This window comes from Neotamlana nanhaiensis (assembly GCF_000943555.1).
Taxonomy (GTDB): Bacteria; Bacteroidota; Bacteroidia; order Flavobacteriales; family Flavobacteriaceae; genus Neotamlana; species Neotamlana nanhaiensis.
The window spans coordinates 192,301-208,614 of the sequence record NZ_JTDV01000003.1 but is presented as its reverse complement, the minus strand read 5'-3'; the positions used below and the strand labels follow the sequence as shown (position 1 = coordinate 208,614).

Below are 16,314 nucleotides of genomic sequence, written 5' to 3'. Positions count from 1 at the left end.
GCTAATACTATCCTTCTTTTTCAGATAGTGTTTTAATAATACCTGCAATTTTTCCGCCACCTGATTTAAGTGCTGAAACAACATTTTTAGCAGGCGATTGAAGTAATCCAACAATCTCTCCTAATAACTCGTCTTTAGACTTAATATCAACTAAAGCATCTAATTGCTCATCGCCAATGTAAATTGCTTCTTCAATAAACGCTCCTTTTAATAAAGGCTTTTCGGTTTTCTTACGGAAGTTTTTAATTAACTTTGCTGGCGCGTTACCTGCTTCGGCATACATTACTGATGTATTTCCTTTTAACACTGAAGGTAAGTCTCCAAATTCTTTATCTGAAGCCTCCATTGCTTTAGCAAGTAAGGTATTTTTAACAACTGCCATTTTTACGTTTGCTTTAAAAGCTGCACGACGTAAATCAGACGTTGCTCCTGCGTTTAACCCAGAAATATCAGCTAAATAGATATTTGCATTATTGGCTAATTCTGCAGTTAACTCCTCAATAACTTGTGATTTTTCTTCTCTTGTCATAATAAAAGTTTTAACTTAATTAACCAATTTTAGGATCAACAGCAATACTAGGACTCATTGTAGAAGAAATAAAAATACTCTTTACGTAAGTACCTTTTGCAGTTGTTGGTTTTAATTTTATTAATGTTTGTAATAATTCATTTGCATTTCCTGCAATCTTATCAGCACTAAAAGATGCTTTTCCTATAGCTGCATGTACAATACCTGTTTTATCAACTTTAAAGTCGATTTTACCAGCTTTTACTTCGCTTACTGCTTTTGCAATATCCATAGTTACTGTACCAGTTTTTGGGTTTGGCATTAAACCACGAGGACCTAACACACGTCCTAAAGGACCTAATTTACCCATAACGCTTGGCATAGTAATAATTACATCTACGTCGGTCCATCCACCTTTAATTTTATCAAGGTATTCATCTAAACCAACATAATCTGCTCCAGCTTCTTTAGCTTCTGCTTCTTTGTCTGGAGTAACTAATGCTAATACTTTCATGTCTTTACCAGTACCGTGAGGTAACGAAACCACACCACGCACCATTTGATTAGCTTTACGAGGATCTACTCCTAAACGTACAGCGATATCTACAGATGCATCAAATTTTGTATTGGTAACTTCTTTAACTAAGGCTGATGCTTCGTTTAACGAATACACTCTACCTTTTTCAATTTTCGCTAAAGCTTCTTTTTGCTTTCTTGTTAATCTTGCCATTTTGTAATGTCTTTAATAGATTAAGATGGAAATTGACCTGTAACAGTTATCCCCATAGATCTTGCTGTACCAGCCACCATACGCATTGCAGATTCAATTTCGAATGCATTTAAATCTTGCATTTTATCTTCTGCGATGGTTTTAATTTGGTCCCAAGATACTTTAGCTACTTTTTTTCGGTTTGGTTCACCTGAACCTTTTTTCACCTTGGCCGCTTCTAATAATTGTACTGCAGCTGGAGGAGTTTTAATAACGAAGTCGAAAGACTTGTCTTTATAAACAGAGATAACAACTGGTAAAACTTTACCTTGTTTATCTTGAGTTCTAGCATTAAATTGCTTACAGAACTCCATAATGTTAACTCCAGCAGCACCTAAAGCGGGTCCAACCGGTGGCGACGGATTCGCAGCACCTCCCCGAACTTGTAACTTAACTACTTTACCTAATTCTTTTGCCATTTTTAATAATTTAGTTTGATACGCCTTAGTTTGGAAGCAAAAAACGCATCATTTTATATAGTGTAACAATTATTATACTTTTTCTACTTGCATATAACTTAACTCTAATGGTGTTTTTCTTCCGAAAATTTTAACCATAACTTCAAGTTTACGCTTTTCTTCATTAATGTTTTCAATAGTACCATCAAATCCATTAAATGGTCCATCAATAACTTTAACAGTTTCTCCTTTAGTGTAAGGAATAGCTACATTAGCAGTTTCTTCTACTGTTAACTCATCTACCTTACCTAACATTCTATTTACTTCAGACTGTCTTAACGGCACAGGATCACCTCCCTTTGTTTCACCTAAAAATCCGATAACATTCGTTACCGAACGGATAATGTGAGGTACTTCACCAGTTAAATTAGCTTGAACCATAATGTATCCTGGAAAAAACACTTTCTCTTTGTGTATTTTTTTTCCGTTACGAATTTGAACCACACGTTCGGTAGGAACCAATACTTGATCAACATAATCTTGCATTCCTAAACGTGCAATTTCATTTTCTATGTATGTTTTAATTTTGTTCTCTTGTCCACTAACTGCACGAACAACATACCATTTTTTTTCACTTACCTCAGACATAATCTTTTTCCTTTAACTATTAATTGTTAACCTATCCATTGAAAGTAAGCCGTAATAACCTTACTGAAAACTGTATCTACACCCCAAATAGCAAGTGAAAATATAATAGAAAACACAGCTACTAAAACCGTTAAACTTTGTGCTTCTGCCCAAGAAGGCCATGTCACATTATTTTTTAGCTCTGCAAATGATTCTTTTATATAATTTACAATTCCCATATTATTACTTTTTTTAATAAAAACAAGTTGAATATAAAATTCAACCTGCTTAACTTCTTTTATTTTGCACGGGAGGAGAGACTCGAACTCCCGACACCTGGTTTTGGAGACCAGTGCTCTACCAACTGAGCTACACCCGTATTTATACTTAAAGGTATCTCGATTGTTCGAGACACCCTAAGCATAAATTATTTTAATCTAATTAATCTAGAATTTCAGTTACCTGACCAGCACCTACTGTTCTACCACCTTCACGGATAGCGAAACGTAAACCTACGTTCATCGCGATTGGTTGAATTAATTCAACAGTGATAGTTAAGTTATCTCCAGGCATTACCATTTCTACTCCATCAGGTAAAGAAATATTACCAGTTACGTCAGTTGTACGTACGTAGAACTGTGGACGGTAGTTATTGTGGAATGGTGTGTGACGACCACCTTCTTCTTTCTTAAGGATATAAACCTCAGCTTTGAAGTTTTTGTGTGGAGTTACAGAACCAGGCTTAGTAATTACCATACCTCTTGAGATTTGAGTTTTCTCAATACCTCTTAATAAGATACCAGCGTTATCACCAGCTTCACCTCTATCTAATATTTGACGGAACATTTCGATACCAGTAATAGTAGAAGTTAATTTCTCTGCACCCATACCAATAATTTCTACTGGGTCACCTGTGTTAGCTACACCAGTTTCAATACGACCAGTTGCTACAGTACCACGACCAGTAATAGAGAATACGTCTTCGATAGGCATTAAGAAAGGCTTATCCATATCACGTACAGGCTCCTCGATCCAATCATCACAAGCTTGCATTAATTCTAATACAGTATCAACCCACTTTTGCTCACCGTTAAGTGCACCTAAAGCAGAACCAGAAATTACAGGTCCGTTATCACCATCGTACTCATAGAAGTTTAATAAATCTCTAACTTCCATATCTACTAACTCTAATAACTCCTCATCGTCAACCATATCAACTTTGTTTAAGAAAACAACGATACGAGGAATACCTACTTGGCGACCTAATAAGATGTGCTCGCGAGTTTGTGGCATAGGACCATCAGTAGCAGCAACAACTAAAATTGCACCATCCATTTGTGCAGCACCAGTTACCATGTTCTTAACGTAATCGGCGTGACCTGGACAATCTACGTGCGCGTAGTGACGATTTGCTGTTTGATACTCAACGTGAGATGTATTAATTGTAATACCTCTTTCTTTTTCTTCTGGAGCGTTATCAATTTGATCGAAATCTCTCGCTTCTGATAAACCTGCATCAGCTAATACTTTAGTAATAGCAGCAGTTAAAGTTGTTTTACCGTGATCTACGTGTCCAATTGTACCAATGTTTAAGTGTGGTTTTGAACGATCGAAAGTTGCCTTTGCCATGTTTTTAAATAAATTTAATCTTAGTTATATAATAATATTAGTGTTATCTAATAATTTTTTGTTTAATACTATTGAGCCAATGACGGGATTTGAACCCGTGACCTCTTCCTTACCAAGGAAACGCTCTACCCCTGAGCTACACCGGCAGTTTTTGTTTAAAGTTTCTAGCTTAAAGTTTAAGGTTTTTTAAACCACTACACTTTACCCAAAACCGATAACTCTTTTGAGCGGGAGACCGGGTTTCCCTCGACTGCGCTCGAGATAAACTTCTCACCCTTATCGAGCGCATCGCTTATCTTTTAGAGCGGGAGACCGGGTTCGAACCGGCGACATTCAGCTTGGAAGGCTGACGCTCTACCAACTGAGCTACTCCCGCGTTTTTCATGTTTTAAGGATGCACTCACAAGCTCGTGTATCCGTAAGGGTGACCCCTTACTAAAATCTCAAAACTAAAGTTTTGAAATTTTTGTGGGGAGAGCAGGATTCGAACCTGCGAAGACATAGTCAGCAGATTTACAGTCTGCCCTCGTTGGCCGCTTGAGTATCTCCCCAATGGTATTCAATATTTTAAAGACCTTTCTCGAAATTTCGAGCCTTAATTTTTTAAGGATTTTGAGCCGATGGAGGGACTCCCTTCGACTTCGCTCAGGATAAACTTCTCGTCCCACAACGCATTATATTTTTTTTTAAAAATTTAACACGTTTTCCTGATGCTATTTTCAAAACTTTTTGAGCCGATGGAGGGACTCGAACCCACGACCTGCTGATTACAAATCAGCTGCTCTAGCCAGCTGAGCTACATCGGCGTTTTTATACTTTTTACCATATAAAAAAAGCCCGTTATTTCTAACGGACTGCAAATGTAGAGATTTATTTTTGTATTCAAAACATTTTTTGAAAAATTTTACTATAAATAGGCTCTTAATTTTTCTTTTCGTTTTTTTAACTGTCTTTCTAACGACGCGATTGCAGTATCGGCACCTTCTTCGAAGGTTTTACATTGCTTTTTTACTACAAAGCTATCTCCCGGAACACTTACTCTGGCTTCAAAAATTTTGTTGGCTTTTTCGCTGGTGTTTTCAACTTTTAAAAAAACATCAGATTTAATGACCTTGTCGTAAAACAAATCTAATTTATCCATTCGTTTTTGAATAAATTGAATTAATTTTTGATCTGCATTAAAATTTACGGATTGCGTGTTTACTTTCATGTTAAATAAAAGGTTTAGTTAGACAATAATTTAATGCTATTTTTTACTTCTTGGATGTGCTTTTATATGCACTTTTTTTAATTCTGCTATACTATTATGTGTATAAACTTGTGTAGCAGCTAAACTGGAATGTCCTAAAAGTTCTTTAACAGCATTTAAGTTTGCACCTTGGTTTAATAAATGTGTTGCAAAGGAGTGCCTAAGTATGTGCGGACTCTTTTTTACTTTAGTAGATGCTTTACTAAAATAGTCATTTATTATTCTGTAAACAAGTGTTTCGTATATTTTAACGCCTTTTTTTGTTAAAAATAACTTATCTACATCTTTAATTATTTGTAGTTCGCTTCTTGCTTTAAGGTATACTTTGGCGGTTTCTACAACACTATTTAATAACGGTAATATTCGTTCCTTATTTCGTTTACCTAACACCTTTAACGTTTTGTTAGGCAAATCTAAACTGGCTAGATTGAGTTGTACCAATTCAATACGTCTAATTCCTGTTGAATAAAATAATTCGATTATAAATTTATCACGTAATGCTTCATAATCACTTTCTGTTTTAAAATAATTTAAAACTTGGTTTACTTCACTTTCTGAAAATGGAATTTGTACTTTTTTACTTGTTTTTAAAGCTTTGTGTTTCGCTAATGGGTTTATTTGAATTGTTTCGGTTTTGAGCAAAAATTTATAGTATGAATTTAATGCCGATACTTTTCGATTTATGCTTCGGTTGGTTATGCCAGCTTCAACTAATGTTACAATCCAACTTCTTATTTGCTGATAATTTATTGTACTAATTGAATCCGTTTCGTATTCACCGCGCACAAATTCCGCGAAAGCGTTAATATCATTTATATAAGCTTTTACAGTTAATGCTGAATAATTTTTTTCGAGCAACAAATAATCTGAAAAGGATTTAATGGACAATTTAGGGATGTTTTAGAATTGATTTTTTTAAAAATACAAATCTTTAATTAAATAGGAAGCAAAAAAAATCCCACCTAAATAAAGTGGGATTTTAAATTATCTTGGAATACAGCGATTAAATTTCTTCTGCATCTCTTAGAGATTGAATGTATTGCGCTTTTTGAACTTGCGCTCTACGAGCAACAGATGGCTTAGTAAACTGCTTACGCGTTTGTAATGCACGCTTAGTACCAGTTCTATCAAACTTACGCTTGTAACGCTTTAACGCTCTATCTATATTTTCTCCTTCTTTTATTGGTATAATTAACATAGCTCTTAACCTCCTCTCTTTTTCGGATTTTGTGGGTGCAAATATATAATTAATTCTGAATACTGAATTAATTTTTCAAAAATTTTTAAGTTGCTGGTTTATAACTCTTTTTATCAATTATTATTTTGGCTATAATTTCTCGTAAAATCTCGGATGTCCCCCCACCAATTGGCCCTAACCTACTGTCACGCAGTAAACGTGCCATTGGGTAATCTTCCATATAACCATAACCTCCTAAAAACTGTAAGCATTGGTAAATAACCTCGTCGGCCATTTTGGTAGATTTTAGTTTAGACATGGTTGCTTCTTTAACCACGTAATTACCTTTATCTAATTGATTTGCTACGGCGTAGTTAAAAGTTTTGCAAACTTCCATTTCGGTGTATAAATCGGAAATAGTATGACGCAAGGCTTGAAATTCGTTAATAGATTTACCGAAAGCTTTACGTTCGCTCATGTATTGTAAAGCATATTCTAAGGCAAATTCTGCTCTAGCATGGGCATTTATTCCCATTATTAAGCGCTCTAAAGCAAAGTGTTGCATAATATATGAAAATCCTTTGTTTTCTTCGCTCATTAAGTTCTCTAAAGGAATTTTAACATTATCGAAGGCAATCTCACCAGTATCGGAAGCACGCCAACCTAATTTATCTAGTTTAGTAGCCGAAATACCAGGTGTATCTCTATCGATTAAAAAGATGCTTATGCCCTTATTCCCCAGTTCGGGATTTGTTTTAGCCGCAACAATTAAATAATCGCTATAAACCCCATTAGTAATAAAGGTTTTTGAGCCATTTAACACATAACCATCTGCTTTCTTTACGGCAGTTGTGCGCATTCCTGCAACATCACTACCTCCAAAAGGCTCAGTGATACAAAGGCAGCCAACTTTTTCGCCAGTAATACTCGCTGTTAAATATTTTTGCTTTAAGGCTTCGCTTCCCTCGGCATTTAAATGTGTCATGGCCAAATACGCATGTGCCCAAACAGCTGCTGCAAATCCGCCAGAATTTATTTTTTGAAGCTCTTCTAATAAAATTACCGTGTAAAATAAATCTAAATTTAAACCGCCATAAGCTTCAGGATAGTTTATTCCTAAAAACCCCATTTCACCAAGTTTTAACCAAATAGATTTATCTATCGATCCAGTTTTTTCCCAAGTTTCAATATGCGGTACAACTTCCTTTTGTAAAAAATCTTTTAAGCTTTCTCTAAAAAGGTGGTGTTCTTCAGTGAAGTATATATTATTCATTTAAATTATTTTCGGACTGCAAATATAATTCAATTATCTCGAATTTATTTACAGGAAAATCATTTACTTTTTTCAGATCGGAAAGTGATTTAAAATGTCCGTTTTTCTGCCGATAGTCAACAATACTATTCGCCAAACGATAATCAATATGCTGTATAGTAACCAACTCATTAACCGAAGCCGAATTAATATTTACGCGTTTTACTTGCCGTGGTGTTTTAACAGTAAATTTTTCTGTAATATTTTTAACAACTTCTGATTTTAAACCGTAAACATCTTTAAGCTGAACATCGGCAATAAAACCGCCTGGAAAGGAGTTTCTGAAACGAATAATGCGCTTTGCATAATAGGCGCCAACACCGTAAACTGTTTGTAAGTCTTCCGCCGTCGCAGTGTTTAAATCTTTTTTTTGATGAAATTTAGAAACGGTTTTTGTTACCGTTTTTTTGACGGTATTACTACTTGAGTTTTCAACCCAATCGGGAAATTTAAAATAGGGTGATATCGCATTCAATAATGAATCTGAAACTTGAGTAACTTCTTGAAATTGCTTAGCGGAATTAATAAACTTTCCTTGTTTTCTAAATGCAAACAATCTATCTATTTCCTGTGTAGTCATTCCCAAAGTTTCACCTTTATAATCGGTAATATAATTTGGATTGAAGGGATAAATCCTAGGTTTTGAAGCTTCTAATTTGATTGCCTTTAACGAATCGAATTCTTTGTTGAAGGCGCTTAAAGCTTCAGAATTAACTTTTATTTCTTCCGAAGAAAAATTGAAGAAGAAATAAACGCATTGCAAAGCAACTATTAAAAACACCAAAAGAAAAATCCCATTTCGTTGTTGTTTAGAAAACTTGAAATGGGATTTCATTAGAGTTGAGTTAGTTTAAATTTAATCTTCTATCGCATCAGCTTTAAGCTTGATTGCATCAAGATAACGATTTAATTGTTTTTTAACCACCGGGAATAATAAGAATAAACCAACCATGTTAGGGAAAATCATAGCGAAAATCATCGCATCTGAGAATGACCAAATAGATCCCATACTTGCTGCTGCACCAATTACTACAAAGGTTAAGAATAATAATTTATAAATTAAATCGGCAGTTTTACCACGACCGAATAAAAATTTCCAAGATTGTAAGCCATAGTAAGACCACGAAATCATTGTAGAAACCGCAAACAATACTACCGCTACCGTTAAGAATATATTTGAATACGGAATGTACTCTGCGAAAGCTTTAGAGGTAATTCCGGCACCTTCAAAGGCTTCACCACCAATATAAACTACACCTGTACCATCGCCACCATATTCAAAGAATCCACCAAAGTTAAAAATAACAATTACTAAAGCTGTCATGGTACAAATAACCACCGTGTCGATAAATGGCTCTAATAAAGCTACTAAACCTTCCGAAGCTGAATATTTTGTTCTTACTGCAGAATGCGCAATTGACGCCGAACCTGCACCAGCCTCGTTCGAGAAAGCTGCACGTTTAAATCCTACTAATAATACGCCAATAAGTGTACCAACTCCAAACGCGGTTGGATTAAAGGCTTCTTCTACAATTAATGCAATAGCATCGTCAATTAAAGAGAAATTACTAAAAATGATATAAACACAAGCTAAAATATACATTAAAGCCATGAAAGGCACTACCTTTTCGGTTACCGAAGCAATACGCTTAATACCACCAATAATAATGATACCTACTAAAATGGCAAGCACTAAACCAACAATGGCTCCAGCCGCTGTACTGTCCCAGTTAAATAATTCTTTAATTACAATTGTTGCTTGGTTAGATTGCGCAGCGTTACCACCACCAAACGAACCACCAACACAGAATACAGCAAAAATACCGGCTACAAATTTTCCTAAAGTTTTAAAACCTTTAGATTTTAAACCTTTACTTATGTAGTACATTGGGCCGCCATAAACCGTTCCATCTTCTCCTACATCTCTAAACTGCACACCTAAAGTACACTCAACAAACTTTGTAGACATTCCTAAAAGTCCACAAATAATCATCCAGAATGTTGCTCCAGGCCCTCCTAATGCAATGGCTAAGGCAACACCTGCAATATTTCCGTTTCCTACTGTACCAGAAACAGCTGTTGCTAAAGCTTGGAAATGCGACACTTCACCTTCTGAACTTTCATCACGTATAGTATCAACAATATCACCGTCTATAGCTAAATCGTCTTTTACGCTTACTAAATGGTCTTCAATATCTACTTTTGTTAAATCTTGTCCTTGCGCAATACCATCTTCTCCATAAAGTTCATTTGCCCCATGTTTTTCAATATCTTCATACTTTCCACGAACCGTATTAATAGCTGTCCAGAAATAACGAATATTAGGAAACCCAAAATAAATTGTAAAAAACAATGCACTTCCTACCAACAATACCAAAACAAAAGGAATGGTATATTCTTCACCTTGGTAAACAGGAAAGAAAACAATGTTTGTAAAAAAATCTGCTACTGGAGTAAAAGCTTGATCTATTTTTTCGTCAAGCCCAATTTCCTCTTCTTGAGCAAAGGTTAAAATGGGGTAAATTATAGATAAAATTGAAAGAAGATATTTCTTCATAAGAATTTGAAATTAGTTAGAATTTATTAAAGAATTTTGAGTTATTGCCGGCAAGATGCTAAAAAAAAATGGCATTTTAAAACATAGGTTGTTAAAAATGCAATTTCACTAGTCTATATTAAACTCCGAATTAAGAGCGTTAATTTGTTCTGGACGACCTAAAACAATAATTTTAGAATGTGGTTCTAGTTTTAAATCGGCTTCTGGGTTTACAATATATTCGCCGCTAGCATCTTTATAACCAATTACATTACAGCCAGTTTTTCGGCGTAAATCTAAATCTTTTAAAGTTTTAGAAAATTTGGTGTTGTACAATTTCTCAACCGCTACTTCTTCAATGTTAATATTGGATTTACCTACAATAGACAAATTATCAATAAATTCCATTAAACCAGGTACCACAACTAACGAAGCCATGTGATCTCCTCCAATTTTATCGGGTAAAATAACATTGTTGGCTCCTGCAAACTTTAGTTTGTTGTAGGACGATTCTTGAGATGCTCTACTTATTATATTGATGTCTTTGTTAAGCTGTCGCGTAGAAAGCACCACAAAAAGGTTGTCGGCATCGTTTGGTAAAGCCGAAATAAAACATGATGCACGATCTACTCCAGATTGCTGCAACACCTCATCTTCATTAGCATTTCCTATTACATATGGCACACCATCGAGTTGTAAGCGCTCTTCTAACTCTTTATTTTTTTCAATAACAACAAACTCACGATTGTAGGCCATTAACTTACTTGCGGCTTGCTTGCCATTGCGCCCATAGCCACAAATAACCACGTGATTTTTAAAACCATCAATCTTTTTTTGCATCTTTCTGTGTTTTAATTCTTCAATATCATTCTTACTCAATATATATTCGGTAATAATTGAAAGTGCGTAACCTACTATAATTACACTAGCTAAAATTAAAAATATAGTAAAAATTTTAGCATCCTTATCAAGTGGCACTACTTCACCAAAACCAACGGTAGTCATGGTAATTACTGTCATATAAACAGCGTCAACCCACGAGTAACCCGAAATAACCCGATACCCCGCAACGCCAATTAGTAAAATTACTATTAGCAAAAGTACTGCTGTGTAAATTTTAGTTCTAAAAAACTTTATTAATGGATTCATATAAATCTACAAATCGAAAACTGAAGACCTTTTGGTGTAAACTAAATCTTTTATCTTCATCCAAAAAGCTAAAAACAAGTATAATGCAAAGCCAAAACCAACTGTAACAAAGGTTAAATACATAAAACTTGTGCGCACTACTTTAGCCCGAATACCTAACCTATCGGCAATACGTTGACACACATAATACCCGTGTTTTTGAAAAAAATATACTGGTTTGTAAAATACATTCATACCGCAATTTAGTATTAAGTTTTTTGGTTTAAAAGTTTATTATTTAAAAACACATTTCCTAAAGCACATTTTAAACACCTATTAGCATCGCAATACTTGGTTTTTAAATGAATTAAGGCCTGAGAATCGAGTGCCGAATTTGAAACTGGCTTTAAATTATTAAATGCTGAAATAATACTATTTTTTTCAGATTTTATTGAAGTCATCAAACTTAAAATTTCATCTTGAATAGTAACTCCTTGATGTTTCGTGTAACAAAATTTAATGGGTATAATGGTATTAATCAATAACAAATCAATAAAAGATTTTGAAATAGATTTAGTTGAAGATTTTGATTCTTTTTGAAATGTATAATGCGTTTTCCAAAAACTAGAGGTTTCCACTTTAAACAATTCATAAAACGCCTCAACCGATTTTGTTTCTATTATTTTTGAAAACAAATTTTGATGCAAAACATACAAATTAGCCAACTGAGACAAACGGATGGTTGGGAAATTAGGCGGCCGTAACCTAAAAAATTGCACAGGTAAAACCCCTACATTATTAAGCTTAAATTTGGTTTTAAGAAAATTATAAGCTTTTACAAGCTTCAAAAAATAAGGTTCCTGCACATCGGTTTCTAGCAAACCTGCTTGACCAAACAACAAAGCTTCTAAGCTTATTAAATCGTGTTGCGATTTTCGAACGACTGCAAAATCAACACTATTTGCCAAACTAAAAAAGGCTTCTCCATTTACTTTTAAACCAAAATTTTTAAGTAGCATTTTAAACAATACTGCCTCCCAATCGTTTTTCGAACTCTGCAATAGCCCATCAACAACACCAGCTTTTTGTTCTAAACGTTCAAAATACAAACGTTCTTTCCAATTTGTAAGCACAAAATCGTCAACACTACTAAATTCGTTTTCGCAATTAATCCATCTATTTTCGGCATTAAATAGGGTTTTATAACTTTTAAGCAAAGCATCATCAATAAAATCCTTTAGCTGTAAAGTTGCAATTGATGTATTATCTTGCCTAAACACCTCAGTATCGTGTTCCCAAACCACATGCAAAATAACATTATTGTAAGCCGCATCTATTTCGTGATTGTGCAAAAACCAATCGGACGATTTTACATGAATTTCAACATTACCAGCCCAAAGCTGATCCTCAATTTGTAACTGCGCATTAAAAAAATCGGGACCCGAATTTAAATTATGAGAACCCACACTTTTAATAGTCACAATTGCTCCTGTTACGGTTTTTAAATTGGTAATATTAAACTTTTTATGTTTCCATATATAATGTAGAAAATCTTCTTGCATTCAACTAATTTAATTATTTTGCCGTAAGAATTTTAATAAATCAAAAAAAAGTGTCCCCTTTTTAAATCTCGCAAACGTCTTTAAGATATAAACTTTTAAAAATTTTAATTATGAAACAATTTATGATGATTTTCTCAGGCGCCGATTACTCCGATTTAGGCTTATCGCCAGAAGAACTACAATCGCGCATGCAAAAATGGTTTGCTTGGGGTAACAAAATGGAACAAGCAGGTGTTTTACGCGGCGGCGAAGCTTTAACACCACAAATTCGTCGTGTTTCGGGTGAAAATCGCACGGTAACCGATTTATCTTCGGCAGAAGCTAAAGAAATTGTTGGAGGCTATTACACCGTTGAAGCTAAAGATTTTGATGCTGTTGAGGCAATTGCACAAGATTTTCCAGATTACGATTTAGGCGGCACCGTAGAAATTAGAGAAGTTATGGTGTTCGATAAATAATATGGAAAACCAATTAATAGACCATCTTTTTAGGCATCATAGCGGAAAGATGGTCTCTGTTTTAACCCGTATTTTTGGTTTACAACATCTCGACATTATTGAAGATGCGGTACAAGATACGTTTATAAAAGCCAGTTTAAGTTGGCGTAACCAACAACCCGAAAATCCCGAAGCTTGGTTAAATAAAGTAGCTAAAAACCGTGTTTTAGATATTTTTAGAACATTAAAAACGCAACAAAACAACGTACCAAATATTAACCAAGGTACACAAAGCATTGCCATAAGCGAATTGTTTCTAGATTCAGAAATTGAAGACGCTCAATTACGCATGATTTTTACAGCGTGTCACCCAAAACTCGATGCGCGCGACCGCATTTCGTTTGCCCTTAAAACAGTTTCTGGATTTAGCATTAAAGAAATTGCTTCGGCGTTACTAACCAAAGAAGACACCATAAAAAAGCGTTTATTACGAGCAAAACAAAGTATTAAACAACAACAAATTCTGTTTAAAATTCCGCAAGGGAAAGATTTATCTTCTCGCTTAGAAAGTGTTTTGGAAGTTTTATATTTAATTTTTAATGAAGGGTTTCATTCTAATAAAAAAGACAAGCTCATTCAAAAAGAACTTTGTGCAGAAGCCATTCGTTTAACTCAAATATTACTAAAAAAGGAAATTACACGAAAACCCAAAGTGTATGCGCTATGTGCTTTAATGTGTTTTCATGCAGCTCGTTTAGATGCTAAAACCAATACCAAAAACGAAATTTTAGATTTAAAAACTCAAAACCGCTGTCTTTGGCATGTACCACTTATAGAACGTGGCAATATGATGATGCATAAAGCTATTGAAACCCAAACATTTTCACACTATCATTACGAAGCCGCCATAATTGCCGAACATTTAAAAGCACCAAAATTTGAGCTTACCAACTGGGAAAAAATTCATCATTGGTATTTATGTTTGCACCAATTACAGCCTGCTCCAATAAATTTATTAAACATGGCGGTTGTATGTTTACAAAAACAAGACTTTGTAATGGCAAAAAGGCATTTAGACAACATAAAGGAAGATAATTTACAGCAACGCGCCTATTTGTTTTACGCTACCAAAGCCGATTATTTTGTACAAACCTATCAGCTCAAAAAAGCGATTGAAAATCTAAACATAGCGATTAAAAAAGTGAGTAATACACTCGAAAAAAATTATTTGTCAAAAAAACGAGACGCTTTAATTTTAAAAATTAACTCCTAACTTTTTAGAAAACTATATTATCTTTATGTGAAAAACGGCATATTTTTTGCTCCCTATTTCACCATGAAAAAACTGCTAGCACTCGTAATATTATTGCCTATTCTTAATTTTGCTCAGGTAAAGAAAATGTATAGGCAAGCCTTAAGAACTTCAAATTTAGAAGAACGCATTTCTATTTTAGATGCTATTATAAAAGAAGAACCCAATCATTACGATGCTATTTTTCAGCGTGGTATTGCAAAAAATGATTTGGGTGATTTTAGAGGCGCTATTGTAGATTACTCCAGAATTATAATTGAAAAACCTGAAGCCGACACCTATTTTAATCGCGGAAACTCTAAATACAGTTTACAAGATTTGCCTGGTGCCAAACAAGATTATGCCAAAGCCTATATGCTTGATGACGATTTTATTGATGCCTTGTATAGTTTAGCTTGTGTAAAACTAGATATGGGCGAATTTGAAAATGCCATAACCGATTTTACTAAAATTTTAAAAGAAGCGCCCAATTTTGCCAGAGTCTATATTTTACGCGGTCATGCTTACAGCGCTTTAGAGAATCATAAAAATGCAATGGCCGATTATAATGCTGCCATTTATTTAGAACCTTCGGTTGATTCATATTTTAGTCGCGCTACCTTTTTTATGGACATTAAATATTATCTTGAAGCCAAACGCGATTTATCGGTTGTAATTAGAGCCGATAGAAACAATGCTTATAGTTACTTTTACCGCGGAGCAGCAAATTTATTTATTGGCAAATTTGAAAATGCGTTAACAGATTTTACTAAAGTTTTAGAATTCGATGCCACAGATTTTGACGCTTATTTAGGATTGGCTATGTGCCATTTTAGGCTGAATAATTTCGATTTAGCAAAATCAAATTTCGAAAAAGCCAACAACATTATTTCTCCTAATGCACCTATAAATAGTATTGAAGTTTATAAAAACACATATTGGCATAAAAACCAATATTTTTACTTTAATAATAATGTAAACGCGTTAATGAAGCTTGAGTAATTAAGAAGTTAACTCAACATTAAAATCTCTATTTATACTTTAAAGGTAAATGAACCACTTTTTTAGTTTCAAAGAAATCTTCATCATAAAAATCGGTTAAATTATAAATAGTTGCCGTGGTATAGGTTTCTAACTCTTCCGATAAATTACCACCCTTTAAATATAAAATCCCATTTTTTAATTCGTTTTGCTGTTTTTTAGCAATTTTACCTTTTACCCAATGCACAAAAGTTGGCATTGCTGCAACGGCTCTACTTACAATAAAATCGTAAGTTTCGTTAATTTCTTCAACTCGGGTATGCGTTGTTTTTACATTAGTAAGTTCTAAACCTTCAACAACTTCATTTACAACTTTCAACTTTTTAGCGATACTATCTACTAAATGAAAAGAGCATTCTGGAAACATAATAGCTAACGGAATCCCAGGAAAACCACCACCTGTACCAACATCCATAATGCGGCTTCCACTAGCAAAGCGCATCACTTTAGCAATACCTAAAGAATGCAAAACATGGCGTAAATACAGTTCGTCTATATCTTTTCGAGACACCACGTTTATTTTTAAATTCCAGTCTTGATAAAGATTTTCTAATAATTTAAACTGATGTATTTGGGTTTCAGTTAAATCTGGAAAGTACTTTAAAATAAGCTCCATTTCTGTTAAATTTTCAACAAAAATATGCTTTTTA

General features: G+C 34.2%; 19 protein-coding genes and 5 tRNA genes. 3 read left to right on the top strand and 21 right to left on the bottom strand.

The window, feature by feature from the left end:
• Nucleotides 1-7: 7 nt before the first annotated feature.
• The 20 genes from rplJ to PK35_RS06265 form a co-directional block, all read right to left on the bottom strand.
• Complete coding sequence (gene rplJ, locus PK35_RS06360) at nucleotides 8-529, bottom strand: 50S ribosomal protein L10 (protein ID WP_044625861.1); 522 nt, start codon at nucleotides 527-529, stop codon at nucleotides 8-10.
• Nucleotides 530-548: 19 nt separating this feature from the next.
• Complete coding sequence (gene rplA / locus PK35_RS06355) at nucleotides 549-1,238, bottom strand: 50S ribosomal protein L1 (protein ID WP_044625860.1); 690 nt, start codon at nucleotides 1,236-1,238, stop codon at nucleotides 549-551.
• A 20-nt stretch (nucleotides 1,239-1,258) separates the two neighbouring features.
• Nucleotides 1,259-1,696, bottom strand: a complete 438-nt coding sequence (gene rplK, locus PK35_RS06350; protein ID WP_044625859.1) for a 50S ribosomal protein L11 — start codon at nucleotides 1,694-1,696, stop codon at nucleotides 1,259-1,261.
• Nucleotides 1,697-1,768: 72 nt separating this feature from the next.
• Nucleotides 1,769-2,323, bottom strand: a complete 555-nt coding sequence (nusG, locus tag PK35_RS06345; RefSeq protein ID WP_044625858.1) for a transcription termination/antitermination protein NusG — start codon at nucleotides 2,321-2,323, stop codon at nucleotides 1,769-1,771.
• A gap of 26 nt (nucleotides 2,324-2,349) precedes the next feature.
• Nucleotides 2,350-2,541 carry a preprotein translocase subunit SecE gene (gene secE / locus PK35_RS06340; RefSeq protein WP_044626064.1) on the bottom strand — a complete coding sequence of 64 codons (192 nt, stop codon included), beginning with the start codon at nucleotides 2,539-2,541 and terminating at the stop codon, nucleotides 2,350-2,352.
• Nucleotides 2,542-2,608: 67 nt separating this feature from the next.
• Nucleotides 2,609-2,681, bottom strand: a tRNA-Trp gene (locus PK35_RS06335).
• A gap of 62 nt (nucleotides 2,682-2,743) precedes the next feature.
• The gene (tuf, locus tag PK35_RS06330) at nucleotides 2,744-3,931 is read right to left on the bottom strand and encodes an elongation factor Tu (protein ID WP_044625857.1); all 1,188 of its coding nucleotides are present in this window, start codon (nucleotides 3,929-3,931) and stop codon (nucleotides 2,744-2,746) included.
• 74 nt (nucleotides 3,932-4,005) lie between these two features.
• A tRNA-Thr gene (locus PK35_RS06325) sits at nucleotides 4,006-4,077 on the bottom strand.
• A gap of 157 nt (nucleotides 4,078-4,234) precedes the next feature.
• Nucleotides 4,235-4,307: transfer RNA gene (locus PK35_RS06320), tRNA-Gly, on the bottom strand.
• Between the two features lie 93 nt (nucleotides 4,308-4,400).
• Nucleotides 4,401-4,482, bottom strand: a tRNA-Tyr gene (locus PK35_RS06315).
• 181 nt (nucleotides 4,483-4,663) lie between these two features.
• Nucleotides 4,664-4,737, bottom strand: a tRNA-Thr gene (locus PK35_RS06310).
• Between the two features lie 101 nt (nucleotides 4,738-4,838).
• The gene (hpf, locus tag PK35_RS06305) at nucleotides 4,839-5,141 is read right to left on the bottom strand and encodes a ribosome hibernation-promoting factor, HPF/YfiA family (protein WP_044625856.1); all 303 of its coding nucleotides are present in this window, start codon (nucleotides 5,139-5,141) and stop codon (nucleotides 4,839-4,841) included.
• Nucleotides 5,142-5,177: 36 nt separating this feature from the next.
• Nucleotides 5,178-6,068: a tyrosine-type recombinase/integrase gene (locus PK35_RS06300; RefSeq protein WP_044625855.1), complete on the bottom strand. Its 891-nt coding sequence runs from the start codon at nucleotides 6,066-6,068 to the stop codon at nucleotides 5,178-5,180.
• 115 nt (nucleotides 6,069-6,183) lie between these two features.
• The gene (gene rpsU, locus PK35_RS06295) at nucleotides 6,184-6,378 is read right to left on the bottom strand and encodes a 30S ribosomal protein S21 (protein ID WP_044625854.1); all 195 of its coding nucleotides are present in this window, start codon (nucleotides 6,376-6,378) and stop codon (nucleotides 6,184-6,186) included.
• 85 nt (nucleotides 6,379-6,463) lie between these two features.
• Entirely contained in the window at nucleotides 6,464-7,630 is a 1,167-nt protein-coding gene (locus PK35_RS06290) for an acyl-CoA dehydrogenase family protein (RefSeq protein ID WP_044625853.1), read from the bottom strand.
• Entirely contained in the window at nucleotides 7,623-8,504 is an 882-nt protein-coding gene (locus PK35_RS06285; protein ID WP_044625852.1) for a ComEA family DNA-binding protein, read from the bottom strand. The genes PK35_RS06290 and PK35_RS06285 overlap by 8 nt, the downstream gene beginning before the upstream one ends.
• 21 nt (nucleotides 8,505-8,525) lie before the next feature.
• Complete coding sequence (locus tag PK35_RS06280; RefSeq protein ID WP_044625851.1) at nucleotides 8,526-10,226, bottom strand: alanine/glycine:cation symporter family protein; 1,701 nt, start codon at nucleotides 10,224-10,226, stop codon at nucleotides 8,526-8,528.
• A gap of 108 nt (nucleotides 10,227-10,334) precedes the next feature.
• Complete coding sequence (locus PK35_RS06275) at nucleotides 10,335-11,354, bottom strand: potassium channel family protein (protein WP_044625850.1); 1,020 nt, start codon at nucleotides 11,352-11,354, stop codon at nucleotides 10,335-10,337.
• Nucleotides 11,355-11,360: 6 nt separating this feature from the next.
• Nucleotides 11,361-11,588, bottom strand: a complete 228-nt coding sequence (locus PK35_RS06270) for a PspC domain-containing protein (protein WP_044625849.1) — start codon at nucleotides 11,586-11,588, stop codon at nucleotides 11,361-11,363.
• Between the two features lie 14 nt (nucleotides 11,589-11,602).
• Complete coding sequence (locus tag PK35_RS06265) at nucleotides 11,603-12,895, bottom strand: DUF2851 family protein (RefSeq protein ID WP_044625848.1); 1,293 nt, start codon at nucleotides 12,893-12,895, stop codon at nucleotides 11,603-11,605.
• Between the two features lie 110 nt (nucleotides 12,896-13,005).
• Between PK35_RS06265 and PK35_RS06260 the strand changes: the two genes are divergently transcribed.
• From PK35_RS06260 to PK35_RS06250, 3 genes are all read left to right on the top strand, one after another.
• A complete protein-coding gene (locus tag PK35_RS06260) occupies nucleotides 13,006-13,353 on the top strand; it encodes a YciI family protein (protein WP_044625847.1) in 348 nt (115 codons plus the stop codon).
• Between the two features lies 1 nt (nucleotide 13,354).
• Nucleotides 13,355-14,605, top strand: a complete 1,251-nt coding sequence (locus PK35_RS06255; RefSeq protein WP_044625846.1) for an RNA polymerase sigma factor — start codon at nucleotides 13,355-13,357, stop codon at nucleotides 14,603-14,605.
• A gap of 63 nt (nucleotides 14,606-14,668) precedes the next feature.
• The gene (locus tag PK35_RS06250; RefSeq protein WP_082048535.1) at nucleotides 14,669-15,625 is read left to right on the top strand and encodes a tetratricopeptide repeat protein; all 957 of its coding nucleotides are present in this window, start codon (nucleotides 14,669-14,671) and stop codon (nucleotides 15,623-15,625) included.
• A 28-nt stretch (nucleotides 15,626-15,653) separates the two neighbouring features.
• Here the strand turns inward: PK35_RS06250 and rsmG are convergent, their stop codons facing one another.
• Nucleotides 15,654-16,280 (bottom strand): 16S rRNA (guanine(527)-N(7))-methyltransferase RsmG, encoded by a 627-nt coding sequence (rsmG, locus tag PK35_RS06245; RefSeq protein ID WP_044625844.1) that lies wholly within the window; start codon nucleotides 16,278-16,280, stop codon nucleotides 15,654-15,656.
• Nucleotides 16,281-16,314 lie beyond the last annotated feature (34 nt).